This window comes from Gordonia sihwensis NBRC 108236 (genome assembly GCF_000333035.1).
Taxonomy (GTDB): Bacteria; Actinomycetota; Actinomycetes; order Mycobacteriales; family Mycobacteriaceae; genus Gordonia; species Gordonia sihwensis.
Genome location: NZ_BANU01000001.1, coordinates 49,868 through 72,917 on the forward strand (window position 1 = coordinate 49,868; position 23,050 = coordinate 72,917).

Sequence of the window (23,050 nt, forward strand, 5' to 3'; positions counted from 1 at the left end):
CCTTTACACAATCTCTTCTACGACAAGGACATCGATGAAAACCCCATTGTGCGAGCGGTTCGGGATCGAATACCCGATCTTCGGCTTCACCCCCAGCGAGGAGGTGGCCGCTGCGATCAGCCGCGCGGGCGGCCTCGGCGTCCTGGGATGCGTGCGGTTCAACGAGCCGGATGAACTCGACGCGGTCCTGGAATGGATGCACGAGAACACCGACGGGAAGCCCTTCGGCGTCGACGTCGTGATGCCCGCCAAGATCCCCACCGAGGGATCCAAGATGGACCTCGACGCGATGATCCCGCCCGAGCACCGGGCGTTCGTCGAGCGGACGCTCGACGATCTCGGAGTGCCGCAGCTGCCGGACGGCGGCGATCGGGTGAACACCGGCGTGCTCGGCTGGCTGCACTCGGTCGCACGCTCGCATGTCGACATCGCGATGGAGCACACGCGCAAGTACGGGCAGATCAAGCTGATCGCCAATGCGCTCGGCTCGCCTCCCGAGGACGTCATCGGCATCGCGCACGACAACGGTGTGGCGGTCGCGGCGCTCGCGGGAGCGCGGGAGCATGCGCTGCACCATCTCGACGCCGGCGTCGACATCGTCATCGCGCAGGGCTATGAGGGCGGCGGGCACACCGGCGAGGTCACGTCGATGGTCCTCTGGCCGGAGTTGGTCGACGCCGCCGGTGAGGCTCCGGTGCTCGCCGCGGGCGGTGTGGGAAGCGGCAGGCAGATCGCCGCCGCCATCGCGCTCGGTGCGCAGGGCGTGTGGATGGGCACCTATTGGCTCACCGCCGCCGAGTACAACCTCGGCGCGCACAAGCCGGGCGAACCGTCGACGGTTCAGCAGGCACTGCTGGCCGCGACCTCGCGCGACACCGTCCGGCGTCGGATCTACTCGGGCAAGCCGGCGCGCCTGCTCAAGACGGCGTGGACCGACGCGTGGGACGCTCCCGGCGCCCCGGAACCGCTGCCGATGCCGCTGCAGAACCTCCTGGTGGGCGAGGCGCACGCGCGGATCTCGGCATCCGACGACCCGAAGGTGGTGGCGATGCCGGCCGGACAGATCGTCGGGCGCTGCAACGAGATCACTCCGGTGGAGAAACTGATCGACGGACTGGTCTCGGAGTACCGCGAAGCGGTCGCGAGGATGAACGCCACCCTGGACTGAGCGTCCGGGTCGGCTTTACAGCCCGTACCGCCGCTTGAACCGTTCGACGCGGCCCTCGGCGTCCACCAGACGCCGGGTGCCGGTCCAGAACGGATGGGAATCGCTCGTCACATCGACGGTGATCAGCGGGTAGACCTCGCCGTCCTCCCACTCGACGGTCGCGTCCGAGGCGGCTGTCGATCGGGTGAGGAAACTCGTGCCGGTGGTCGCGTCGCGGAATACGACGTGGCGGTACTCGGGGTGGATTCCGGGCTTCATCGGTTCTCTCCTTCGGTCTGGTCCACGGTGGCGGACCGGTCGGTGGTCTCGAGGTCGTCGCACGGGTCGCGATGGTCGGTGCCGAACGGGGACGGCAGGTTCGCCAGGGCCCGCGGCCCAGCGGCCAGTTCGTCATCGGTGACGAGCGCCGCGTCGAAGGCGGCGCGGATCTCGTCGGGCGCGGCCCGATGGCACAGGACGACGATGCTGGTGTGGCGATCACCGTGCACGTCGTCCCAGTAGAACGCCGCGGTCGCGGACTGCTGCGGATCCGCGGCGGCCGCGGGATCGGTGGCCAGCCAGGTGCCGACGCGGCGGATGCCCAGGGCGCCGCCGGCCGAGTCGAGCCACAGCACGTCGTTCGGATTCGCCGCGATCCACAGCCGACCCTGCGCGGTCACGACGCCGTCGAGCAAGGCGTCGAGCGCCACGTGCAGCCGCTCCGGGTGGAACGGGCGCGTCGCTTCGATCGTCATCAGCTCCACGCCGCAGTCGGCGGTGAGGTCCGGTCGTCCCGACAGCAGGGGATCGAACGGGCGGCGCGGGCGTCCGTGAGGTGACTCCGCCGTGCCGGAGGCGAGCGCCCGCGCCATCAGTGCGGCGTCGAGCGGCTGCCTGCTGTTGAGCGTGCGCATTCCCGCGGCCGGCGCCAACCGGACGAGCACGGCGTGCAGCCGTGCGAGCTCCCATGCACCCGCGGCCGAGTCGGCGCGCTCCACGATCACGGTGTCGGCGAATCGCACCTGCCCGACCGCCACCTGTGCGAGGGTGCGCTCGTCCTCGGCGGCCGAGAGTCCCGCCTCAGCGAGCGTGAGATCGCCGGTGGCGTCGGCGAGCCACCGTGCCGCGTCGACGCCGCAGACGGTGTGGCTCAGGCACACGTCGTCGCCCGCAGGGGCGGGTGGCAGCCCCGGCACGTGCACGACCGTCTGGTTGACCTCGAGCGCGACGTTCTCCGGTTCCACCACCGGATCGAGAACCACCACGATCCGGGACACCTGCGTCTCGCGGTGCAGGGTGCGCAGGAGCGGGAGGAGATCGAGGCGGAGTGTGCACGACACGCATCCGTGTTCCAGGTCGATGTCGTCGAGACTGAACTCGTCGTGGCCGTCGGTGTCGATCCGATGCACGGTTCGCGTGACGCGGCCGCGCTCGACGTCACGCAGATCGTGGCTCACCACCGCGGTCCCGGGAGTGGCCAGGGTGTGGGCGATTCTGGCGGAGATAGTGCGATCGAGGCCGGTGACCAGGGTCAACGGTGTTCTGTGCGAACGTTCCTGCGGCATCTCGACTCATTCCTTACTTGTAATGGTTTTCATTAATTTCGGATTTCACTGTACCGTCATCGGCGAAGTTAATGCGAATCGTTGTCAGTAAGGAGGCTTCATGTCAGCGAGATGCCAGGTGACGGGGGCAGTACCCGGATTCGGGAAGTCGGTGTCGCACTCGCACCGTCGGACGTCGCGTCAATGGCGGCCCAATCTGTTCCGGAAGACGTACTGGGTGCCCAGTCTGGGTCGCCGGGTGACGTTGCGGGTCAGCGCCAAGGGGATCAAGGAGATCGATCGGGACGGGATCGATGCGGTCGTCGGTCGCATCCGGCGGCGAGGGGAGCGGGTCTGATGGCGAGCAGCACTGATCTGCGGCCGGTGATCAAGCTCCGGTCGACGGCCGGTACCGGATACACGTACGTGACGCGCAAGAACCGCAGGAACGACCCCGATCGTCTCGTCCTGCGCAAATACGACCCGATCGTGCGGCGGCACGTGGATTTCAAGGAGGACCGCTGATGGCGAAGAAGTCGAAGATCGTCCGTGACGGGCAGCGGCGCGCGCTGGTCGAGCGGTACGCCGAGCGGCGGGCCGAGCTGAAGCGGATCGTCGTCGATGCGAGCGCCGAGCCCGCGGCCCGCCGGGCGGCTCAGGCGGAGTTGTCGAAGCAGCCGCGCGACGCCAGCGCCACCCGGCTGCGCAATCGTGACGCGGTCGACGGCCGGCCGCGCGGTTACCTCCGCAAAGCGGGAGTGTCGCGCATCAGATTCCGTGAGATGGCGCACCGCGGCGAGCTGCCCGGGATTCAGAAGGCGAGCTGGTGATGCGTGAGGTGAAACGGCGTACCGCCGATCCGAACCTGACCTTCGACTACAAGGACACGCAGACGCTCAGGCGCTTCCTGACCGACCGCGGCCGCATCCGGAAGCGATCGGTCACCGGCTTGTCCGTGCAGCAGCAACGCCGCCTCGCGGTCGCGGTGCGGAATGCGCGGGAGATGGCGCTGCTGCCCTGACGCTCAGCCGGCCAGGCGCCAGGTCGGCTCGCCGAGCGATGCGGCGAGGGCGGCGCGGGCGGTCTTGAAGGTCGCGGTCTCGGGCTGCGAATCGGTGAGCCAGACCAGGGTCGGCCACTGCTTCGGCCCGAGATCGGTCTGCGCCTTCAAGAACTCCACCAGCGACTCCCGCGTCAGTCCCGGTGCCACCAGCACGGCACCGACGGCGTCGCCGATGTCGTCGGGGACGCCCAGCACGGTGGCGTCGGCTATCAACCGATGGCGCAGCAGGATCTGCTCGATGGGACGGGTACCGAGATTCTCGCCGTCCACCCGCAGCCAGTCGCCGAGACGGCCGGCGAAGTGCACGTACCCGTCGTCATCCACCCATCCCAGATCTCCGGTGCGGTACACGCCGCCGCGCAGGCGCTGCGCCGTCGCCTCCTCATCGCCGTAATAGCCGTCGAAGAGTCCGGCACCGGCGGTGTTGACGATCTCGCCGATCCGTCCGGCGGCGACGGGTTCGAGTGTGTCCGGGTCGACGACGGCGTTCGGGGCGGTGAGCGGCCCGAGCGCATCGTCCGGGGTGTCCGCGGTGCGGGTGATCGAGACACCGCCCTCGGTGGACCCGAAACCGTCGACCACGCGCGCGCCGAACCGGCGCGCGAACTCGGTGCGATCGGCGGCCCCGGCCTCGTTTCCGTACACCAGGCGGAGGGTGCTGCGGGCGTCGTCGTCGCGCTCGGGCGTGGCCAGGACATAGCGCAGCGGCTTGCCGACGTAGTTCGCGTAGGTGACGCCGTACCGACGCACGTCCTCGCAGAACCCGGTCGCCGAGAACTTCCTGCGAAGGACGATCGACGCGCCGGCGGCCACCGCCACCGACCATCCGGCGATCAGCGAATTGGAGTGGAACATCGGCATCGACAGGTAGGCGACGTCGTCGGGTCCGAGTCCGAAACGCTGCGCCAGCATCACTCCCGGCGCACCGAACTTGCGCTGACTGCAGCGCACGGCCTTGGGGTCGCCCGTAGTGCCGGAGGTGAAGATGAGCATCACCAGATCGTCGGGTCGCACGGGCGCCGGTGCGAACCCGTCGGACGACGCCGCGGAGACCGTCTCGGCCCACTCGGCGCCGTCGACGTTGAGCACCGGGACCGGGAGATCCGCCGGAATCAGCTCGGCCGTCTCGTCCGAGACGATCACGATCTGGCAGTCCGCCCGGGCCACGTCCGCGGCCAGCGCCGCACCCCGGCGCGTGCTGTTGAGCCCGACGAGGACGAACGCGCCCAGTGCGGCCGCTCCGAACAGGAAGCTGAACTCGGGGACGTTCGGCAGCAGCACGCCGACGTGCGGAGGACGGACGGGATCGAGTCGTTCGCGCAGCGCCGCAGCACGTTTCCTGCTCGCAGTGAAGTGATCGCGCCACGGGGTGAACCCGCCCTCGAAATGCATCCCGCGGTCGGTGACCTCCGACAGCGAGGCGTAGAGGTCCGACAGGCAGCGGGCGTCGGTGACGGCAGCGGGCGGCGCGGTCATCGAATCACCGCGTCGCCGTCAGCAGGTCGCCGAGTTCGGCGAGCACCACCGGGGCGCTGCCCAGCGTGAATTCGTTCTGCTTGGCGCGCAGGAAGTACCGGTGCACCGGGTGGCTGGTGTCCAGACCGACGCCACCGTGCACGTGAACCGTGGTGTGGGCGACGCGGTGTCCGGCTTCGGCCGCCCAGAACTTGGCGGTGTCGACCGCGGCGGTGGCCCCGTCGGCGTCGGTGTCGGCGAGTCCCGACAGCAGCCACGCGGCCTGCAGCACGCTCAGCGTGAGTGCCTGGACATCGATGTAACCGTCGGCGAGCCGCGCGGCCACGGCCTGGAACGAACCGATCGGCCTTCCGAACTGCTCTCGTTCGCGTGCGTAACGGGCGGTGGCGTCGAGGGCTCCGGCGATCACGCCGGCCTGGTCCGCGCTGACGGCCAGTCGCAGCAGGTCGAGTGCTCGATCGACGGTGCCGGCGCCGCCGTCGAGGATCTCGTCGGCCGCCACCTCCACCGCGTCGAATTCGACGAGATAGGTCGGGGTGAGGCCGGTCGCGACGGTCTCGGTGATGCGCACGCCGGACCGGTCCGCGGGTACGACGGCGATCAGCGGCCCGCCCGCGCTCGCGGCGGTGACGAGGAGGGTGTCCGCGGCCGCCGCGTAGGGGACGTTGACTTTGGAACCGGTGAGGGCCGAGCCGTCGAATGCGGTGAGCCCGTCGACGGGTCCGTAGGCGCCGTCCTCCTCGACCGCGGCGGTCAGCACCTGCTCGCCGGAGACGGCCCGCGGCAGCAATTCGGATCGGAGCCGGTCGCTCGCGTGCGCGCAGAGCAGCGGAACGCCGGCCACCGCGTGCGGACCGAACGGCACTCGGGCCAGGGCGCGGCCCAGTTCGGTGGCCACCGCGGTGGTCTCCAACGTGGTGAGACCGGCGCCGTCGACGGCCTCGGGTGCGGCCAGGCCGAGGAGGCCGGCCGCGGCGATCTCGGTCCAGAGCCGCCGGTCGATCGGCGCGCGATCGCTCTCGAGTTCGGCGACCCGCTCGGCGGGGCTGAGCCGGTCGACGATGTCGGACGTCAGCTTGGCGAGGTCGGTCGCAGCTTCGGTGGGGTTGAAGTCCATGGGTTCGTCCTTTTGAGTACGGCGGCGGTTCAGCGGCGGGCCGGCGGGAGCTTCAATGCGAGCATGCCGATGATGTCGCGCTGGATCTCGTTGGTGCCGCCGCCGAAGGTGAGGATCAGGGAGGTGCGCGCGAAGCGCTCCAGCCGGCCGAGCAGATGTGCTCCCGGACTGCCCTGCCGCAGTGTGGCGGCGGGTCCGACCACCTCCATCAGCAACCGGTAGGCCTCGGTGGCGAACTCGGTGCCGAACACCTTCGTCGCCGAGGCGTCGGCGGGCGACGGCGAGCCGCCCGAGGCGGCGATCGACGCGATCTTCCAGTTCACGAGCTTGAGGAACTCGACCTTGGCGTGGACACGTGCGAGGTTGGCCCGGACCCAGGCTTGATCGGCCGGCCGCCGACCGTCGGTCTCCGCGGTGGCGAACGCCAGCGTCTCCCGCAGTGCGGTCTGGATGGGGGCGGCACTGCACAGCGCCACCCGCTCATGGTTGAGCTGGTTGGTCACCAGGCTCCATCCGCCGCCCTCTTCGCCGACGCGATTCGTGACCGGAACGCGTACGTCCTGGTAATAGGTGGCGCTGGTGTCGACGCCCGCCATCGTGTGGACCGGGGTGTACGAGAAGCCCTCGGCGGTGGTCGGCACGATCACCATCGAGATCCCCTTGTGCTTGCTCGCCTCCGGATCGGTGCGGCAGGCCAGCCAGACGTAATCGGCGTAGGGGATCAGCGAGGTCCACATCTTCTGCCCGTTGATGACGTACTCGTCGCCGTCCCGGACCGCGGTGGTGCGCAGCGCTGCCAGGTCGGTGCCCGCACCGGGCTCGGAGTAGCCGATCGAGAAGTGCAGGTCGCCGGCCGCGATCTTCGGCAGAAAGAACTTCTTCTGTTCGTCGGTGCCGAAGTGCATGATCGTCGGCGCCACCGAATTGATCGTCAAGAACGGGACGGGGGCGCCCGCGATTGCCGCCTCGTCGGTGAAGATCAGCTGATCCATCATCGAGCGGTCGGCTCCGCCGTACTCGGTGGGCCAGCCCAGCGCGAGCCAGCCGTCCCGCCCCATCTGGCGGACGACGTCCCGGTAGGCATCGCCTTCTCCGAGTTCTCCGTCACCGCCGGTGAGTGCGGCTCGGCGCTCCGGCGTCATCAAGGCGTCGAAGTAGGCGCGAAGTTCGCTCCTGAGCTGCTCTTGTTCCTGCGTGTAGGCGATCCGCATGGCTCTCCCGCCGTTGCTGTTTCCCAATCGGGGCGCAATACTGCTTCCCTAGTATTGAAACACGTTCTAACGTGTAGGACGCGAGCCCGTCAACTGTTCGGGCTGCAAGCGGAGGAGGAATAGATGCACATCAAATGCGACTTCGATCTGTGCGAGTCGAACGCTGTCTGCGTCGGTATGGCACCCGACGTCTTCGAGCTCGACGACAACGACTACCTGGTGATTCTGCAGGACGACGTGGCCGAGACCCGGCGCGAGGAGATGCGTCAGGTGGTCGCCAGCTGCCCCCGCTCGGCACTGTCCATCGTCGACGACTGACAACACTCATTTCCCGAGCGAGTGGATGCTCGAAGGGATCTGTGTTAGAACAAGTTCTAGTTTTCGCGTCGAAGGGATAGAAGTGAGTCAGTCGTTGGACGGTCGGGTAGCAGTCGTCACCGGTGCGGGTGCGGGTCTGGGGCGTGCGGAGGCGATCGGTCTCGCGCGCGACGGGGCCACCGTCATCGTGAACGACCTTCAGTCGGCGCTCGACTCCAGCGACGTCTTCGACGAGATCGCCGGTGTGGGCGGCAAGGCGGTTCCGGTGGCAGGCGACATCGCCGACTCGGCCACCGCGGCCGAGATCATGCGTGTCGCGACGCAGGACCTCGGCGGTCTGCACGTCGTCATGAACAACGCGGGCATCACCCGCGACGCCATGCTCTTCAACATGACCGATGAGCAGTGGGATCTGGTGCAGCGCGTCCACCTGCGGGGTCACTTCCTGCTCAACCGGAACGCCGCCGCACACTGGCGCGCCGAGTCCAAGGCCTCCGGTGCGCCCGTGTACGGCCGCCTGATCAACACATCGTCGGAAGCGGCGCTACTCGGTGGCGCCGGCCAGGCGAACTACTCCGCGGCGAAGGCCGGCATCTCGATGCTGACGGTCTCCGCGAGCCGCGCACTGGCCCGCTACGGCGCCACCGCCAATGCGATCTGTCCCCGTGCGCGCACGGCGATGACCGCGGACGTCTTCGGTGCAGCCCCCGAGGACGCCGTCGACCCGCTGTCGCCCGAGCATGTGGTGACCCTGGTCCGCTACCTCGCCGGTCCCTCGGCGCAGAATGTCTCCGGACAGGTCTTCGTGGTCTACGGCCCCAAGGTCAGTCTGATGGCCGCTCCCAAAGTGCAAGAGGTCTTCGCCGCGGACGGCGACCAGTGGTCGCCCGAGGCGCTCGGCGACGTCGTCTCGGCGTACTTCGCCGAGCCGGAGAAGGTCGGCACATTCTCGGCCTCGGATTTGATGGACTAGCACACCTCTCTTTAGAGTGTGTCGGCTCGGCTTGTAACGCAGAGCACAATTTTCGTACGTGATAGGTTGCCAGCATCGGAGCGGGAGGAGGGGCCTTGACGAGCAGACTCGCTGCCCCGATGAACGGCGTGGGAGAGTTCGTCTCCCTGGGTGTGGAATCCGCCCGTGAGCTTTTTCGACGTCCTTTTCAGTGGCGTGAGACCGTCGAGCAGTCGTGGGCCATCGCCCGCGTCTCACTCGTGCCCACCCTGCTGGTCGCGATCCCGTTCACGGTGCTGGTGAGCTTCACGCTCAACATCCTGCTCCGGGAGATCGGTGCGCAGGACCTCTCCGGCGCCGGTGCCGCGCTCGGAACGATCACCCAGATCGGCCCGATCGTCACGGTGCTCATCGTCGCCGGTGCCGGCGCCACCGCGATCTGCGCCGACCTCGGTGCGCGCACCATCCGTGAGGAGATCGACGCGCTCGAGGTGCTCGGCATCAACCCCGTCCACCGGCTGGTGGTGCCGCGCATCATCGCCTCGACCGGGGTGGCGCTGCTGCTCAACAGCCTGGTGTGCACCATCGGCATCGCGGGCGGCTTCATCTTCTCCGTATATCTGCAGGACGTGAATCCCGGCGCCTTCATCGCCAACCTCACGCTGCTCACCGGTCTCGGGGAACTGGTGATCTCCATGATCAAGGCCGCGCTCTTCGGCCTGTTCGCCGGACTGGTGGGCTGCTACCGCGGCCTCAACGTCAAGGGCGGAGCGAAGGGCGTCGGTGACGCCGTCAATGAGACCGTCGTCTACTCGTTCATGGCGCTGTTCGTCGTGAACGTGGTCGTCACCGCGGTCGGTCTCAAGGCGACGATGGGATAATTGATGGTTCTGCCAGGTACTACCCGTCTGCTCACTGCCCGTGTCGCGCTCAAGCGCGCCGGCGAGGACTGGAACAAGATCGGTGATCAGGCCCTCTTCTACTGGGACGCGATCGCCTCGATTCCGCGTGCCGTCCGGCTCTACAAGAAGGAGACGCTCCGCCTCATCGCGGAGATCTCCATGGGTACCGGTGCGCTCGCGATGATCGGCGGCACGGTGGTCGTGGTCGGCTTCCTGACCCTGTTCACCGGCGGCACGATCGCCGTCCAGGGATACAACTCGCTCGCGAACATCGGCGTCGAGGCCCTCACCGGCTTCTTCTCCGCGTTCATCAACGTGCGAATCGCCGTCCCGGTGATCGCCGGCATCGCCCTGGCGGCGACGATCGGCGCGGGGGCCACCGCTCAGCTCGGCGCGATGCGAGTGTCCGAGGAGATCGACGCCCTGGAAGTGATGGCGATCGCGTCCGTGCCCTACCTGGTGAGCACGCGCATCGTCGCGGGACTGGTCGCGATCATTCCGCTGTACTCCCTCGCGGCGCTGGCGTCGTTCCTGGCCAGCCGGTTCGCGACCGTGGTGCTCTACGGTCAGTCCTCCGGCGTGTACGACCACTACTTCTCCACGTTCCTGATCCCGTCGGACATCCTGTGGTCGTTCGTACAGGCGATCTGCATGGCCGTCGCGGTCATGCTCATCCACACCTACTACGGATTCAACGCGTCCGGCGGTCCGGTCGGCGTCGGTGTGGCGGTCGGCAACGCGGTCCGCGCCTCGCTGGTCGTGGTCGTGGTCATCACCCTTCTGACGTCGCTCGCGATCTACGGCGCCGACGGCAAGTTCAATCTGGCGGGCTGAACGGATGGCGAAGAAGAACAGCAGAGGCTACAGCGACCGCACCCGGAAGCTCGCAGCCGTCATCATGGTCGGCGTGCTCGCCGGCATCGTCGCGCTGGCGTCCGGGCAGTTCCTCGGATGGTTCGCCAGCACCGAGACGGTCACCCTCTTCGCGCCGCGCGCGGGACTGGTGATGAATCCCGACGCGAAGGTCAAGCTCCGCGGAGTGGAGGTCGGGCGCGTCGCATCGGTGACCACCCTCGGTGACCGGGCCGAACTCAAGCTCTACATGGCCTCCGACCAGATCGGCATGGTTCCGGCCAACGTCAAGGCCGACATCAAGTCGAACACGATCTTCGGGGCCAAGGCCGTGAACCTGGTGGTGCCGGAGTCCGGACCGGAGGGACAGCTGCGGGCGGGCTCGGTCATCACCGCCGACCACGTGGTCGTGGAGTTGAACACGGTGTACCAGCAGCTGGTCAACGTGCTCGCCGAGCTGCAGCCGGACAAGCTCAACGTCACCATCGGGGCCGTCGACGAGGCACTCTCGGGACGCGGCAAGCAGATCGGCGACGCGCTGGTCCAGCTCACGGACGTGCTCGGCAAGACCAACCCGCACCTGCCCGAGCTCAACCGGCTGCTCCGCGAGGGTGCAGACGCCACCAACGTCTACGCCGACGCGATGCCCGATCTGATGCGCGTGCTCGACAACGCGACCGTCGTCGGGAACACCCTGGTCGACAACGCGGCGAATCTCGACGCGCTGCTCATCAACGTCACCGGCATGACCAACACCGTCAACGGCGTGCTGACGGCGTCGAAGAAGAACCTCATCTCTACTCTGACCGATCTCAACCCGGTCAGCCGGCTGCTCGGCAGGCAGGCGCCGGGACTGCGGTGCTTCATCACCGCGGCGTCGGACGCCACCGACATCGCCACGCCGCTGCTCGGCGGGCGCAACGGCATGCTGCTGCTCGACGCCGGACTGATCCCCGGTCAGGACCCGTACCGCTACCCGCAGGACCTGCCCGAGGTCCACGGCGACGGCCCGCCGACCTGCCAGGCCGGACTGACCGATGTGCAGTCCAAGGAACACATCCCGTTCTACGTCATCGACAACGCGCCGCAGCCGTATCAGCCGCGCACCACCCCGAAGGTGGAGTCGCGCAAGCTCTTCCAGTTGCTGTTCGGAGGTACCCCCCGTGGATAGTCGCGCACGCGCATTCCGCGCGACCGTCATCAAGCTCGGCGCCTTCGCCCTCGCCATGATCCTGGTGCTCGTCGGCCTGGTGCTGGTGTTCAGCCGTTACCAGGGCGGAAGCAGTGACAAGTACAGCGCCGTCTTCGCCAGCGCCTCCGCCATGAAGTCCGGCAGCGTCGTCAAGATCGCGGGCGTCGACGTCGGTGCCGTGAGTTCGGTGGAACTCAATCGCGACAACCAGGCCGAGGTCACGTTCACGGTCAACGACAACTACCGGCTGCCGAAGTCGGTGCAGGCCCGGATCCGGTACCAGAATCTCACCGGCGACCGCTATCTGGAGCTGCAGCCGGGCACCGGCGACATGAGCCAGACGCTGTCGGCGGGCGATCAGATCCCGCTGAAGCAGACCGAGCCCGCTCTGGACCTCGACAACCTGCTCGGCGGATTCAAGCCGCTGTTCCGGACGCTGGACCCCGATGAGGTCAATCAGCTGACCTCCTCGCTGATCGCGATCTTCCAGGGGCAGGGCGCGGGACTGAACACGCTGCTCGCCAGCACCTCGGAGTTCACGAACAAGATCGCCGACCGCGACCAGCTGATCGGCAGCGTCATCGACAACCTCAACAAGACGCTCTCCACGCTCGAGGCCGACCACAAGGGCCTGGACCAGAGCGTGGACCGGATGCAGAAGCTGATCTCCGGACTCGCCCAGGACCGCGGTGTGTACGGCGAGGCGATCAGCCAGGCGAGCCAGGCCACCACCGGATTGGCGAGCCTGATGAACGCCACCCGCCCGGATCTCAAGGAGACGGTGTCGGCGCTCGGGCGGACCAGCGAGCAGGCGCTCAAGGCCGAGCCCTTCATCCGCAATCTGCTCGGTCGCCTGCCCGGCGACTTCAAGATGCTCTCCAACCTCGGCAGTTACGGGGCCTGGCTGCAGATCTACTTCTGCCGTATCCGGCTGCTGCTGCCCGGTCCGGGCAACACCCAGTACTACTTCACGGCGATCGACGCGATGGGCGATCAGACCAGAGCGGGCGGGAGGTGCGCGAGTTGAGTGAGAACGTGAATCCCGAGCCCGCCGAGTCGCAGGATCCGGACGTCGACGTCACTCAGGCCGAGACCAAGCCCTTCCACCGTGCGGGGCGGCCCAAGTATCAGGTCGGAATCATCGGCGCACTCATCACCGCGATGGTCGTGATCATGGCCATGCAGATGGACCGGCTGCCGTACCTCTCGCAGATCAGCACCTACGACGTCTACTTCGACGACGCGGGTGGTCTGGTCACCGGGGACGTGGTGCTGGTGGCCGGCGTCAACGTCGGCACCGTCGAGGGCATCAGCCTGGCCGAGACCGATCAGGGACTCAAGGCCAAGATCAGGTTCCGGCTCAACGACACGGTCGTCATGGGCGATCGCACCCGCGCGGCGATCAAGACCGAGACCGTCCTGGGACGGCGCAATCTGACGATCACACCGATCGGCACCGGCCGGATCAAGCCCGGCGGGTCGATCCCGGTGGATTCGACCGTGTCGCCGTACTCGCTGTCGGACGCTCTGGAGGATGCGACCTCCACCCTGGCGACCACCGACACCGATCAGCTCAACAAGGCGCTCGAAACCCTCACCGAGACGTTCTCGAAGACACCGGCCAATGTCAGCGGGGCCGTCGAGGGGGTGAGCCGGCTGTCGAAGGCGATCGCCGATCGCGACAACGCGCTCAGCGACCTGCTGCGGCAGGCCCGCGGGGTGACCCAGATCGTCGGTCAGCGCAGCAACCAGATCCGCGACATGTTGATCGACGCCAATGCACTGCTCGGCGAGCTCAACATCCGCCGCGAAGCGCTGCGTCAGGTGATCAAGGGGACCAAGGACGTCACCGCCGAGATCACCGGGTTCGTCGAAGACAACAACGCTCAGCTGAAGCCGGTGCTCGACAAGTTCAACGGCGTGCTCGACATCCTCAACGACAACGAGGAGAACTTCGGCAAGGCGATCGACAACCTCGGTCCGTACGCCAACATCCTCGGTGAGGCGGTCAGCTCGGGACCGTACTTCTCCTCGCTCGTCGGACTGCCGACGTGGGGCGACTACTTCGGCACGTTCCTGAAGGTCCTGCAGCGCAAGTACCCCGAGGCGGCGAAGTACTTCTACCAGTACTCGGGTAACCCGCTGTTCCCGAAGAACTGGAACCAGGGGCCGGATGCGGGCGCCCCGGACGTGGGACGTCCCTCGCCCAAGCGTCAGTACCCGACGCCCATCCCGCAGCAACCGCAGAACAACAATGACCTGAACCCCAGCCAGCGTCACGGAACGGGAGGCTGACGTGGGCATCTCGAAACGAGTGTGGGCGATCATCGCCGGAGTCGTCGTACTGGTGCTGCTGGCCGTCGGGGTGTTTCTCGGCGTCCAGAAGGCGACCACGCGGACCATCACCGCCTATTTCCCGTCGGTGAGCGGCCTCTACAGCGGCGACCCGGTGCGCGTGATCGGCGTCAATATCGGCAAGGTCTCGTCCATCGAGACCCGTCGCGGCGATGTCAAGGTCACGATGCGCATCGACGACGACACCCCGATCCCGGCCGATGCGCGTGCCGTGATCGTCGCGCAGTCACTCGTGTCCGGCCGGTTCATCCAGCTGACTCCGGTGTACGACAAGGGCGCGAAGCTGCAGGACGGCGACTCCATCCCGATGGAGCGGACGGCCGTGCCGATGGAGTGGGACGACGTCAAGAAGCAACTCGACGAGCTCACCAAGGCCGTCGGCCCGCACGGCGCCGAGCCGGGCACCGCCGCCGACGCCATCAACGTGATGGATAAGAACCTGTCGGGCAACGGCCAGGCGATCGCCGACTCGATCAAGCAGATGTCGACGGTCATGGGCACGCTGTCGGACAACCGCGACGATGTCTTCGCCACCATCAAGAGCCTGCAGAAGCTGACCGACGCACTCTCGACGAGCCACGAGCAGTTGGTGCAGTTCAACGGGCGGATGGCCAGCGTCAGCAGCGTGCTCGAAGGCAGCAGCGACGATCTCGGCGATGCGATGACGAATCTGAACGAGGCGGTCGGTGAGCTCGAGGGCTTCCTCGGGACCAACAGCGGCGTCGTCACCTCCACAATGAGCAAGTTGGCGCAGCTGACCGGCACGCTCAAGCGCAAGGACGAGCAACTGCGCGGCCTGCTGCACTCCGCACCCAACCAGCTCGCCAACTTCTTCAACATCTACAACCCGCTGACCGGGTCGCTCGACGGCGTCTTCGGTCTCGGCATGGGCAACAACCTGATCACGCTGCTGTGCGGATCGATGGCGTCCACCGCTCGCCCCGGCGACACCGAGAAGGACATCGAGCAGTGCGTCGACATCATCGGTCCGGTGATGAAGGACGTCGTGGTCAACTACCCGCCCTTCATGGCGAACCCGGTGATCGGACGTACGGCGAATCCGGACCAGATCACCTACCAGAACGAGAGCGTGAAGCAGCGCGCCCAGGCCGGCGTGCGTGAGCGCGATGCGGCCAGCCGCAACGCCAATCCCGATCCGCTGGGGAAGCTGCTGGTGCCGTTCGGAGGTGAGGGCTGATGAGGTCGAAGAAATTGGTCGCCGCCGTGGCGTGTGCGGGCCTCATCGTCGTCCCCGTCATGGCGGGCTGCAGCAGCGGCACCATCTCCACGGTGTCGGCCGTCGGTGCCGCGGGAACGGGTTCGGACGCCTACCGGATCACCGCTCGCATCCCGTCGGCCGCGGGCCTGGTGCGCAACGCGCCGGTGATGATGAACGACGCGACCGTCGGCAGCGTCGGCGACATCACGATCGACGACTGGACCGCGAAGGTGACGCTCCGACTGAACGGGGACGTCAAGGTGCCGGTCGGTTCGCACGCGATGATCGGGATGACCAGCGTGCTCGGCTCGTCGCACATCGCGATCGTTCCGCCCGACCACCCGAGCGGGCAGTATCTCCGTGAAGGCGGCTCGTTGGCGCTGCCGAACTGCCCGGAGCAGCAGAACCTGGCCCAGACCGATCCCAAGAAGATCCCCGACATCACCTCGGCGCAGACCGTCGATCCGTGCATGTATCCGACCACCGAACAGGTGTTGAGTTCGCTGTCGGTGGTCCTCAACGGCGGCGGACTGTCGCAGATGGGCGACGTGGTCCACGAATTGGACCAGATCGTCGGAGGTAACGAGGGGACGCTCAAGAGCCTCATCCCGCGGCTGAACACCCTGGTCTCCGACTTGAACACGCAGACGGACAACATCATCGACGCCATGTCCGGCCTCGATCGGCTGGCGGAGACGATCAACCGCCAGACGCCGACCGTCCAGCGTGCGCTGGAGAGCGGCCCGAGGATTCTGCAACTGCTCGTGGATCAGCGCAAGAATCTGACCAGCGCGATGGACGGGGTCGGCAAGCTCTCGGCCACCGCCAACGAGGTGCTCCGCAAGAACAGCGACGACATCAAGACGATCGTGCCGAATATGCGCGAGTTGCTCGATCAGCTGTCGATGACGGGTCCGGCGCTCACCAACTCACTGCGGATCCTGCTGACCTTCCCGTTCGTCGAGGATCTGATTCCGACGATCGTGAAGGGCGACTACGTCAACTCCGATCTCGTGCTCGACCTGACCTGGAACCGACTGGGCAAGACGATGGTCGCCTCGGTGACCGCGGCCGGGCCGGAGACCGTCGTCGGCAAGCCGGCGGGTGGGGCCAAGCAGGGTGCGAATCCGTACTCGGCGCCCTTGAAGAAGGGACCGACAGAGCGTAAGCAGCAGAATCCGGCGAATCCCTCGCCGCTCGACCTGCTTCCGAAGATCCAGGGCGGCAACTGATGAAGATCACGCATTTCGTCCGTGTGCAGCTGATCATCTTCAGCATCGTCACGGTCATCTCGATGGTCGCGATGGCGGTGTTCTACATCCGGCTCCCGCAGATGTTCGGGATCGGCACCTACACGATGACGCTGGAACTGCCGTCGACCGGTGGCCTCTACGAGAACGCCAACGTCAGCTACCGCGGCGTGGACGTCGGCAAGGTCACCGGCGTCCGTCTGACGCCGACGGGCGTCTCGGCGACGCTGACGATCGACTCCGGCACCGACATCCCCGCGAACTCCGCGGCCTCGGTCCGCAGCGTCTCCGCGGTCGGCGAGCAGTTCGTCAACTTCGAGCCGCCCAAGAACCCGTCGAGCGACAACCTGGGCAACGGGGCGACGGTCACGAGCAGCGATGTCCCGGTGGAGATCTCCTCGATGCTCGACCAAGCCGACGCGCTGCTCAACCAGGTCAGCGACACCAAGCTCCGCTCGGTGATGGACGAGGCTTTCACCGCGTTCAACGGCACCGGTGAGGATCTTCAGCGATTGATGGACTCGATGGTGCTCTTCGTCGGCGCGTTGAACAAGAACGTGGACGCCACCATCGATCTGGTCGACCAGGCCGGGCCGATACTGGCGACCCAGAACCGCACCGCCGACCAGATCCGCTCGTGGACCAAGGATCTGACGAAGGTGACCGATCAGCTCCGCGCCAGCCGCCCCGACATCACCGACATCCTCGCCAAGGGTCCCGGTGTGGCGTCGCAGGCGCAGAAACTGTTCGAGGACATGAGTGACTCGTTCCCGCTGGCGATCTCGAATCTGTCGGTGGCCGCGCACACGCAGGCGGTGTATCTGCCGAATCTGCGGCAGACGATCGTGTTGTATCCGCGCGTGCTCTCCGCGCTGATCACCGCGATCAACTCCGGCTCCAACCGGCACGGTCCCAACGTGAACTTCACGCTCGGCTTCCAGGATCCGCCGACCTGTACTGTCGGGTTCATGCCGACCGACCAATGGCGTTTCCCGTCAGAGCAGGATGCCCGCGACCTGCCGCCGGGCCTGCTCTGCCGGCTTCCGCAAGACGCTCAGGCCGCGGTCCGAGGCGCACGAAACTTCCCGTGCGTCGAGTATCCGGGCCGCCGTGCTCCGACACCCGAGGAGTGCAAGACCGGTTTCGTTCCCTCCAAGCGCGACAACGTCGCCTTCCCGAACGGCCTGCCGGGCACCGACCTGCCGAAGCAGCCGGCCGGGCGCGTGGTGCCGGGAACCCCGAGCGACTACGATCCGTCGCCGGCGGTCTACGCCACCACCTACGATCCGCAGACGGGACAATTCATCGGACCCGACGGAAAGACCTATGTGACCGCTGAGAATCAGCAGGCGCAGGGCAAGAAGCAGAAATGGTACGACCTGATCACGAAGACGGTGGAGTCCTGAACTCGCCCGAAGACGACGTTGTCCGCCGCTCCAGTCCGCTGAGCCGACGACGCAAGAAGCCGAAGAAGTCCGAGGCCGAACCGGCCGTGGAGACCGAGACCGAGCAGCCGGCCGAGCCGGTCGACGAGGCCCCGGCCGCCGAACCGGAACCGGAGCCCGACCCCGAAGAGGTGGAGCGCAGCGCCGGATACCGTGAGCGTCGGCGCAGCCGCGGTGTGGTGCGCAAGTCCACGCGGCAGAAGGCCGGCGACGGCTCGAAGCTGATGATCGTCGCGGTGGTGCTCACGTCGCTCGTCCTGGTGATCGGCGCGGTGCTGTCGGGCGTGTTCGGCTACCAGTACCACCAGATCGAGCAGCAGCGGCAGTGGCGGGCCGAATACTCCACCTTCGCCCAGCAGATGGTGGTGTCGATGACCACGCTCGACCCGCAGAACGCCGACCAGATGTACAAGAACGCGATCGACAAGACCAGTGGCCGCGCGAAGCAGATGTTCCAGGAGAACATGAAGCAGGTCGCGGACATGGTCCGCAAGGGTGACCTGGTCACCAAGACGACGATCCTCGCCGACGCGGTGTCGAAGGCCGACGAGGACGAGGGCTCGGTGCTCATCGTGTACGGCTGGGAGGGCCACCCGAAGAACGACCCGAAGAGCAGCGAGTCGACGACATTCCGCGCCCGCGTGGACATGACACGCATCAACGGTGAGCTGAAGATGACGTACTTCGATTGGGTGGCGTGATGAGTCGAGTGCAGCGCTGGCTGCTGCCGGTACTGGGATTGATCGTGGTGATCGTCGTCGGCGTGACGATCGCGCTGGGCATCGTCTACGCGAACGCGGCCGCGCAGGAGCGGGCGCGTGACTCCGCGCTGTCGGCTGCGCAGACGTACGTCGTGGACATGTTCTCGTGGAACTCCAAGACCGTCGACGCGCACATCAACACCACGATGGGCCGGCTCACGGGCGGGGCACAGAAGGACTATCAGAAGCACATCGTCGAGTCGAAGGTGGCCGAGGGCGTCAAGCAGGAGGGGGTCTCGACCGTCGTGACGGTTCAGGACTCCGGCGTCATGGAGAACACCCGCGACACCGCGAAGGTGCTGCTGTTCATCAACCAGTCGTCGACCCGGAACAACGCCGAGGACGTTCAGGTCGACAAGAGCCGCCTGATCTTCGGCATGGAGAAGCAGGGCGACGACTGGAAGATCAACGAGATCGACATCCTCACCGACGACAGTCTGCAGAAGAACGTGCAGTCCGGTGGCGAGACGCCGCCGTCGAACGCCGTGCCCATTCCGAGCGCCCCGAGCTCTCCGGCACCGCAGTCGACGCCCGCGGGCTGAGCCTCGCGCCGCTCTCCGAGCGGCTCCGGTCTGGTTGAAGCCCTCGGCAGGCTGGTCCCAGGCTGGTTGAGCGGGTCCATCCCAGGCTGGTCCAGTGGCTCTTCCCAGGCTGGTCCAGTGGCCCTTTCCAGGCTGGTCCAGTGGCCCTTTCCAGGCTGGTTGAGCGAGCGCAGCGAGTCGAAACCGCGTGACACCCGCTGGGCCGCGTACGGCCTGCCCGCTCGACACGATGTCCGTACGGACAGTGCCAGTGTCTTCGAGCGCCGCGGCCACCGCGGCACTCACTCGAGCCCGTCCAACCGGTCAGGCGGAGAAGGCTCCTTCGATCCAATTGCTGAACTCGCACGCGAGATGCCAGCGGTGTTCTTTAACCATCTGCGGTGCCATGAGTTTCGGGAACTCCACGCACGCGCGGAGGTGAAAGCCGTACCTGTCGTCGCGAAGCTGATGACGTACGCCGCCGACTGCCGTATCCGCGCCGGTCCGAGCGACTCCGGCGAGTTCGAGTGCGAACGCCGGATCCCGCGCGGTGGTCAGCCGGGAGGTGTCGTCGTAGTCGACGAAGAACCGGGTTGCGAAGGGACTGCCACCGGTCGTCTCGATCACCTCCTGCCTGCCGTCCGCCGTGCTGTCGATGATGAAGTGGTCCGGACTCGCGACGACCATGCTCCACGCATAATCGTCGCGGCCCGCATCCGAGAACCAGTCCACGAACCCCTGAGCGTCCCCGCCCTCTACATACAGATCACAGACGCTGGTGGCTCTGCGACCTCCCGACAGCCCGCCGGTGACGCGTGCGACCGCATCCGACAGTCGGATGTCGCGGGCCAGGCGGCGCCGGATCTCATCGACCCCCAGCTCGAACTTGCCATCGCAGAACGCGCGCCGCATATCTTCGACCGGACCCGAGGGAGCCTTCATGCCGAGTTTCCTTGAGGCTCGCGGGATCCGGCGCGCCTCCCAGGCGAGCACTTCGTCGCGGCCGACTCTGCGGCCATCGATCACGGCTGTGATCGTCACATCGTTCTCGTTCACTCGAAAGCTCCGTCCGTCGGTCGCCAATGGAATTTAAAGCAACTATAGTTGCGTTTGTCCGGAGGTGCGACGAGTGCGGCGATGAAAGGGGCTGAGCGGAGATGACCGGCGATGCGGTATCCGAACGTCGACGTCCGGGCGGTCGTTCCGCCCGGGTGGTCGCAGCGGTTCACCAGGCGACGCTCGAGATCCTCGCGGAAGTCGGGTACGCGGGACTGCAACTCACCGACGTCGCGGATCGCGCTGGTGTCAACAAGACGACCGTCTACCGCCGATGGTCGACGAAAGCGGCACTCATCGGCGACATCCTGACTCGGTTCGCTCGCACGAACGTCGCGACGCCCGACACCGGCTCGTTGCGAGGCGACCTCGAACTGCTCCTGTCGGGCATCGTCGAGGCGCTGGGGGACCGCGCGATTCGCGCGGTCGTGCAGGCAGCGGTGACGGTGGACGTGGCAGAGGACGACGTACGCCGCGCTCGCGCCGCCTTCTGGGATGAGCGGTTCCTGCGCAGCGGTGTCATCGTCGAGCGCGCTGTCGCTCGAGGGGAACTCCCGTCGACTACCGATGTGCGGGAGTTTCTGGAGACCGCCGCGAGTCCGCTCTACTTCCGGATCCTGATGACTGACGACGTCGCCGATGCCGCGTACGTCGCGGCTGTGGCGGAGCGGACTGTCCGGGCGTTCGCTGGGGTGTGAGCCGCAGGCGCTGAATGAAATGGCGCCCGCCTCCGGGGTGATTCGGAGGCGGGCGCCGGCTCTTGGGAGGGAGCGCTACGAGGTGTAACCCATCGGCATGAGGATGGCCTTGTGCTCGAGGTAGCTCTCGAGTCCTTCGCGGCCGTTCTCTCGGCCGATGCCGGACTTCTTGTAGCCGCCGAAGGGCGACGACGGGTCGATCGCGTACCAGTTGATGCCCATCGTTCCGGTGCGGATCTGCTTGGCGACCTCGACACCCTTGTCGATGTCGGTGGTCCAGACCGAGCCCGCGAGACCGTAGTCGGAGTCGTTGGCGATGGCGATGGCCTCGTCGAGATCGTCGTAGGCGATCACGCTGATCACCGGACCGAAGATCTCTTCGCGGGCGATTGTCATGTCGTTGGTGACGCCGGTGAAGATGGTGGGACCGACGAAGTTGCCGGTGCCGATCTCCGGTGCGGGCACCTCGAGAACGGCGGTGGCCCCCTCCGACTTGCCCTTGGCGATGTAGCCGGTGACCTTGGCGTGCTGCTTGTCGTTGATGATCGGGCCGACCTTCGTCTCCGGGTCGTCGGGCAGTCCCGGGGTGAAGGTGGAGGCAACCGCGACCATCGCGTCGACCACCTCGTCGTGCTTGCTGCGGGGGACCAGCACGCGCGTCTGTGCGACGCAGGCCTGACCGGAGTTCAGGATGCCCGAGAAGACGAGCATCGGCGCGCTGGCGGCGATGTCGGCGTCTTCGAGGACGATGGCCGCGGACTTGCCTCCAAGTTCCAGCGAGCAGCGCTTGAGCTGGTCACCGCAGCGTGCGGCGATGGCGCGGCCCGCCGCGGTGGAGCCGGTGAACGTGATCTTGTCGACGTCGGGGTGATCGACGAGCGCCTGGCCGGTCTCGACGCCGCCGGGTACCACGGAGATCACGCCCTCCGGAATGCCCGCCTCGGTGAAGATCTCAGCCAGGAGATTCGCGTTCAGCGGCGTCTCGGGGGCGGGCTTGAGCACGATGGAGCAGCCGGCCGCCAGAGCGGGGCCGAACTTGTTGCAGAAAAGGAACAGCGGGACGTTCCACGCGATGATCGCACCGACCACCCCGACGGGCTCGCGGACCACGAGGCTCTCGCCGAACAGGCCGGTCCGCTTCTCCTCCCATTCGTATGCGTCGGCGGCGTCCGCATAGGCGTTCAGGACCCCGGTCCCGGCCAGCTGCTGCAGGGTCGCGACGTCGCCGGGAGTGGCGCCCATCTCGGCCGAGACGAGGGCGCAGATCTCGCCGCCGCGCTCATTGATCAGCTCCGCTGCCCGACGGATCACCGCAGCTCGCTGGGCCGGCGGCGTGTTGCGCCACACGCCGGAGTCGAACGCTTCGCGGGCGGCGCGGACGGCGTTGTCAACGTCGACCTCGTCGGCCAGCGGGACCGAGCCCACCTTCTCGCCGGTGGCGGGCGAGAACACCTCGAGAATCTGCGAGGAATGCGGTGCGACCCACTTCCCGCCGATGTAGAGCTGGGTGGTCTCGATGGGCTCGGTCATACGTGCTCCTAGTATCGGGAAACCTTATTTCCTCGATACTAGAACACGTTCTAAATCACTGCCAGCGTCTTGGCGCGAAAGCCGTGTGCGTGATGATCCGTCAGGACTTCGGCTCGACGTCGATCACGACCTCGAACTCGAGGAGGTCGGCACCGGTGGCGACGGGTTTGCGGTCGCTCTTGTGCGCGGCGCGGGCATCGCCACCGGCCCACGCCTGGTAGCTCGCGTCGTCCTTCCAATGAGTGACGACGAAGTACCGGTCCTCGCCCTTGACCGGACGCAGCAGCTGGAAACCGAGGAATCCCTCGGCCTCGTCCACCACACCCGCACGGGCGGCGAAGCGCTTCTCCAGTTCGGGGCCGGCGCCTTCGGGGATCTTGATCGCGTTGATCTTCACTATTGCCATGCCGTCCAGCCTACTGACGAACCGCCCGCCGGATT

Annotated in this window: 26 protein-coding genes; 18 read left to right on the forward strand and 8 right to left on the reverse strand. The window is 66.9% G+C overall.

Features of this window, described 5'->3' with window-relative positions; genetic code table 11:
* Positions 1–34: 34 nt before the first annotated feature.
* Positions 35–1,168 (forward strand): NAD(P)H-dependent flavin oxidoreductase, encoded by a 1,134-nt coding sequence (locus tag GSI01S_RS00245; protein ID WP_006894226.1) that lies wholly within the window; start codon positions 35–37, stop codon positions 1,166–1,168.
* A gap of 15 nt (positions 1,169–1,183) precedes the next feature.
* Here GSI01S_RS00245 and GSI01S_RS00250 read toward each other — a convergent pair whose 3' ends face one another.
* Entirely contained in the window at positions 1,184–1,426 is a 243-nt protein-coding gene (locus GSI01S_RS00250) for a type B 50S ribosomal protein L31 (protein ID WP_006894227.1), read from the reverse strand.
* On the reverse strand, positions 1,423–2,712 hold the full coding sequence (mrf, locus tag GSI01S_RS00255) for a ribosome hibernation factor-recruiting GTPase MRF (RefSeq protein WP_006894228.1): 1,290 nt from the start codon (positions 2,710–2,712) through the stop codon (positions 1,423–1,425). The genes GSI01S_RS00250 and mrf overlap by 4 nt, the downstream gene beginning before the upstream one ends.
* Positions 2,713–2,812: 100 nt before the next feature.
* Here mrf and rpmB point away from each other — a divergent pair, with 100 nt between their 5' ends.
* Genes rpmB through rpsR form a run of 4 tightly spaced genes read left to right on the forward strand, consistent with a single transcriptional unit; the run spans position 2,813 to position 3,712 of the window.
* Positions 2,813–3,049 (forward strand): 50S ribosomal protein L28, encoded by a 237-nt coding sequence (rpmB, locus tag GSI01S_RS00260; protein WP_006894229.1) that lies wholly within the window; start codon positions 2,813–2,815, stop codon positions 3,047–3,049.
* On the forward strand, positions 3,049–3,216 hold the full coding sequence (gene rpmG, locus GSI01S_RS00265) for a 50S ribosomal protein L33 (protein WP_006894231.1): 168 nt from the start codon (positions 3,049–3,051) through the stop codon (positions 3,214–3,216). Before rpmB ends, rpmG begins: the two co-directional genes overlap by 1 nt.
* Positions 3,216–3,521: a 30S ribosomal protein S14 gene (gene rpsN / locus GSI01S_RS00270; RefSeq protein ID WP_006894232.1), complete on the forward strand. Its 306-nt coding sequence runs from the start codon at positions 3,216–3,218 to the stop codon at positions 3,519–3,521. Before rpmG ends, rpsN begins: the two co-directional genes overlap by 1 nt.
* Positions 3,521–3,712 carry a 30S ribosomal protein S18 gene (gene rpsR, locus GSI01S_RS00275; protein ID WP_006894234.1) on the forward strand — a complete coding sequence of 64 codons (192 nt, stop codon included), beginning with the start codon at positions 3,521–3,523 and terminating at the stop codon, positions 3,710–3,712. The genes rpsN and rpsR overlap by 1 nt, the downstream gene beginning before the upstream one ends.
* 3 nt (positions 3,713–3,715) lie before the next feature.
* On the opposite strand, the gene GSI01S_RS00280 is transcribed toward rpsR, so the two are convergent.
* From GSI01S_RS00280 to GSI01S_RS00290, 3 genes are read right to left on the reverse strand one after another with little or no spacing between them, the layout of a single operon-like run.
* Positions 3,716–5,230, reverse strand: a complete 1,515-nt coding sequence (locus GSI01S_RS00280) for an AMP-binding protein (protein WP_006894235.1) — start codon at positions 5,228–5,230, stop codon at positions 3,716–3,718.
* Between the two features lie 4 nt (positions 5,231–5,234).
* A complete protein-coding gene (locus GSI01S_RS00285; RefSeq protein ID WP_006894236.1) occupies positions 5,235–6,347 on the reverse strand; it encodes an acyl-CoA dehydrogenase family protein in 1,113 nt (370 codons plus the stop codon).
* Positions 6,348–6,376: 29 nt separating this feature from the next.
* The gene (locus GSI01S_RS00290) at positions 6,377–7,558 is read right to left on the reverse strand and encodes an acyl-CoA dehydrogenase family protein (RefSeq protein ID WP_006894237.1); all 1,182 of its coding nucleotides are present in this window, start codon (positions 7,556–7,558) and stop codon (positions 6,377–6,379) included.
* Between the two features lie 123 nt (positions 7,559–7,681).
* Between GSI01S_RS00290 and GSI01S_RS00295 the strand changes: the two genes are divergently transcribed.
* The 12 genes from GSI01S_RS00295 to GSI01S_RS00350 all read left to right on the forward strand — a co-directional run bounded on the left by GSI01S_RS00295 (position 7,682) and on the right by GSI01S_RS00350 (position 19,346).
* Positions 7,682–7,876, forward strand: a complete 195-nt coding sequence (locus GSI01S_RS00295) for a ferredoxin (protein ID WP_006894238.1) — start codon at positions 7,682–7,684, stop codon at positions 7,874–7,876.
* Positions 7,877–7,958: 82 nt separating this feature from the next.
* Complete coding sequence (locus GSI01S_RS00300) at positions 7,959–8,849, forward strand: 3-oxoacyl-ACP reductase (RefSeq protein WP_006894240.1); 891 nt, start codon at positions 7,959–7,961, stop codon at positions 8,847–8,849.
* Between the two features lie 95 nt (positions 8,850–8,944).
* On the forward strand, positions 8,945–9,709 hold the full coding sequence (locus GSI01S_RS00305) for an MlaE family ABC transporter permease (protein ID WP_006894241.1): 765 nt from the start codon (positions 8,945–8,947) through the stop codon (positions 9,707–9,709).
* 3 nt (positions 9,710–9,712) lie between these two features.
* The gene (locus tag GSI01S_RS00310; protein ID WP_006894242.1) at positions 9,713–10,564 is read left to right on the forward strand and encodes an MlaE family ABC transporter permease; all 852 of its coding nucleotides are present in this window, start codon (positions 9,713–9,715) and stop codon (positions 10,562–10,564) included.
* Positions 10,565–10,568: 4 nt separating this feature from the next.
* Positions 10,569–11,753 (forward strand): MCE family protein, encoded by a 1,185-nt coding sequence (locus tag GSI01S_RS00315; protein ID WP_006894243.1) that lies wholly within the window; start codon positions 10,569–10,571, stop codon positions 11,751–11,753.
* Complete coding sequence (locus GSI01S_RS00320) at positions 11,746–12,801, forward strand: MCE family protein (RefSeq protein WP_006894244.1); 1,056 nt, start codon at positions 11,746–11,748, stop codon at positions 12,799–12,801. The genes GSI01S_RS00315 and GSI01S_RS00320 overlap by 8 nt, the downstream gene beginning before the upstream one ends.
* Positions 12,798–14,069 (forward strand): MCE family protein, encoded by a 1,272-nt coding sequence (locus tag GSI01S_RS00325; RefSeq protein WP_006894245.1) that lies wholly within the window; start codon positions 12,798–12,800, stop codon positions 14,067–14,069. Before GSI01S_RS00320 ends, GSI01S_RS00325 begins: the two co-directional genes overlap by 4 nt.
* A 1-nt stretch (position 14,070) precedes the next feature.
* Positions 14,071–15,327 (forward strand): MCE family protein, encoded by a 1,257-nt coding sequence (locus GSI01S_RS00330; RefSeq protein WP_006894246.1) that lies wholly within the window; start codon positions 14,071–14,073, stop codon positions 15,325–15,327.
* Entirely contained in the window at positions 15,327–16,580 is a 1,254-nt protein-coding gene (locus GSI01S_RS00335; protein ID WP_006894247.1) for an MCE family protein, read from the forward strand. The genes GSI01S_RS00330 and GSI01S_RS00335 overlap by 1 nt, the downstream gene beginning before the upstream one ends.
* On the forward strand, positions 16,580–18,004 hold the full coding sequence (locus tag GSI01S_RS00340) for an MCE family protein (RefSeq protein ID WP_006894248.1): 1,425 nt from the start codon (positions 16,580–16,582) through the stop codon (positions 18,002–18,004). The genes GSI01S_RS00335 and GSI01S_RS00340 overlap by 1 nt, the downstream gene beginning before the upstream one ends.
* Entirely contained in the window at positions 17,968–18,744 is a 777-nt protein-coding gene (locus tag GSI01S_RS00345) for an Rv1363c family protein (protein WP_006894249.1), read from the forward strand. Before GSI01S_RS00340 ends, GSI01S_RS00345 begins: the two co-directional genes overlap by 37 nt.
* Entirely contained in the window at positions 18,744–19,346 is a 603-nt protein-coding gene (locus GSI01S_RS00350) for a hypothetical protein (RefSeq protein ID WP_006894251.1), read from the forward strand. Before GSI01S_RS00345 ends, GSI01S_RS00350 begins: the two co-directional genes overlap by 1 nt.
* 303 nt (positions 19,347–19,649) lie before the next feature.
* On the opposite strand, the gene GSI01S_RS00355 is transcribed toward GSI01S_RS00350, so the two are convergent.
* Positions 19,650–20,381: a hypothetical protein gene (locus GSI01S_RS00355; RefSeq protein ID WP_006894252.1), complete on the reverse strand. Its 732-nt coding sequence runs from the start codon at positions 20,379–20,381 to the stop codon at positions 19,650–19,652.
* Positions 20,382–20,482: 101 nt separating this feature from the next.
* Here GSI01S_RS00355 and GSI01S_RS00360 point away from each other — a divergent pair, with 101 nt between their 5' ends.
* Complete coding sequence (locus GSI01S_RS00360) at positions 20,483–21,079, forward strand: TetR/AcrR family transcriptional regulator (protein ID WP_006894253.1); 597 nt, start codon at positions 20,483–20,485, stop codon at positions 21,077–21,079.
* 75 nt (positions 21,080–21,154) lie between these two features.
* On the opposite strand, the gene GSI01S_RS00365 is transcribed toward GSI01S_RS00360, so the two are convergent.
* Positions 21,155–22,609, reverse strand: coding sequence for an aldehyde dehydrogenase (locus tag GSI01S_RS00365; protein WP_006894254.1), 1,455 nt, complete (start codon positions 22,607–22,609; stop codon positions 21,155–21,157).
* Between the two features lie 100 nt (positions 22,610–22,709).
* Positions 22,710–23,015 (reverse strand): antibiotic biosynthesis monooxygenase family protein, encoded by a 306-nt coding sequence (locus GSI01S_RS00370; protein ID WP_006894255.1) that lies wholly within the window; start codon positions 23,013–23,015, stop codon positions 22,710–22,712.
* Positions 23,016–23,050: the final 35 nt, after the last annotated feature.

Excerpts from the sequence above, each read along its gene's own strand:
- GSI01S_RS00245 (WP_006894226.1), top strand. The coding sequence starts at position 35 with ATGAAAACCCCATTGTGCGAGCGGTTCGGGATCGAATACCCGATCTTC.
- GSI01S_RS00250 (WP_006894227.1), bottom strand. The coding sequence starts at position 1,426 with ATGAAGCCCGGAATCCACCCCGAGTACCGCCACGTCGTATTCCGCGAC.
- mrf (WP_006894228.1), bottom strand. The coding sequence starts at position 2,712 with ATGCCGCAGGAACGTTCGCACAGAACACCGTTGACCCTGGTCACCGGC.
- rpmB (WP_006894229.1), top strand. The coding sequence starts at position 2,813 with ATGTCAGCGAGATGCCAGGTGACGGGGGCAGTACCCGGATTCGGGAAG.
- rpmG (WP_006894231.1), top strand. The coding sequence starts at position 3,049 with ATGGCGAGCAGCACTGATCTGCGGCCGGTGATCAAGCTCCGGTCGACG.
- rpsN (WP_006894232.1), top strand. The coding sequence starts at position 3,216 with ATGGCGAAGAAGTCGAAGATCGTCCGTGACGGGCAGCGGCGCGCGCTG.
- rpsR (WP_006894234.1), top strand. The coding sequence starts at position 3,521 with ATGCGTGAGGTGAAACGGCGTACCGCCGATCCGAACCTGACCTTCGAC.
- GSI01S_RS00280 (WP_006894235.1), bottom strand. The coding sequence starts at position 5,230 with ATGACCGCGCCGCCCGCTGCCGTCACCGACGCCCGCTGCCTGTCGGAC.
- GSI01S_RS00285 (WP_006894236.1), bottom strand. The coding sequence starts at position 6,347 with ATGGACTTCAACCCCACCGAAGCTGCGACCGACCTCGCCAAGCTGACG.
- GSI01S_RS00290 (WP_006894237.1), bottom strand. The coding sequence starts at position 7,558 with ATGCGGATCGCCTACACGCAGGAACAAGAGCAGCTCAGGAGCGAACTT.
- GSI01S_RS00295 (WP_006894238.1), top strand. The coding sequence starts at position 7,682 with ATGCACATCAAATGCGACTTCGATCTGTGCGAGTCGAACGCTGTCTGC.
- GSI01S_RS00310 (WP_006894242.1), top strand. The coding sequence starts at position 9,713 with ATGGTTCTGCCAGGTACTACCCGTCTGCTCACTGCCCGTGTCGCGCTC.
- GSI01S_RS00315 (WP_006894243.1), top strand. The coding sequence starts at position 10,569 with ATGGCGAAGAAGAACAGCAGAGGCTACAGCGACCGCACCCGGAAGCTC.
- GSI01S_RS00335 (WP_006894247.1), top strand. The coding sequence starts at position 15,327 with ATGAGGTCGAAGAAATTGGTCGCCGCCGTGGCGTGTGCGGGCCTCATC.
- GSI01S_RS00340 (WP_006894248.1), top strand. The coding sequence starts at position 16,580 with ATGAAGATCACGCATTTCGTCCGTGTGCAGCTGATCATCTTCAGCATC.
- GSI01S_RS00345 (WP_006894249.1), top strand. The coding sequence starts at position 17,968 with ATGGTACGACCTGATCACGAAGACGGTGGAGTCCTGAACTCGCCCGAA.
- GSI01S_RS00350 (WP_006894251.1), top strand. The coding sequence starts at position 18,744 with ATGAGTCGAGTGCAGCGCTGGCTGCTGCCGGTACTGGGATTGATCGTG.
- GSI01S_RS00360 (WP_006894253.1), top strand. The coding sequence starts at position 20,483 with ATGACCGGCGATGCGGTATCCGAACGTCGACGTCCGGGCGGTCGTTCC.
- GSI01S_RS00365 (WP_006894254.1), bottom strand. The coding sequence starts at position 22,609 with ATGACCGAGCCCATCGAGACCACCCAGCTCTACATCGGCGGGAAGTGG.
- GSI01S_RS00370 (WP_006894255.1), bottom strand. The coding sequence starts at position 23,015 with ATGGCAATAGTGAAGATCAACGCGATCAAGATCCCCGAAGGCGCCGGC.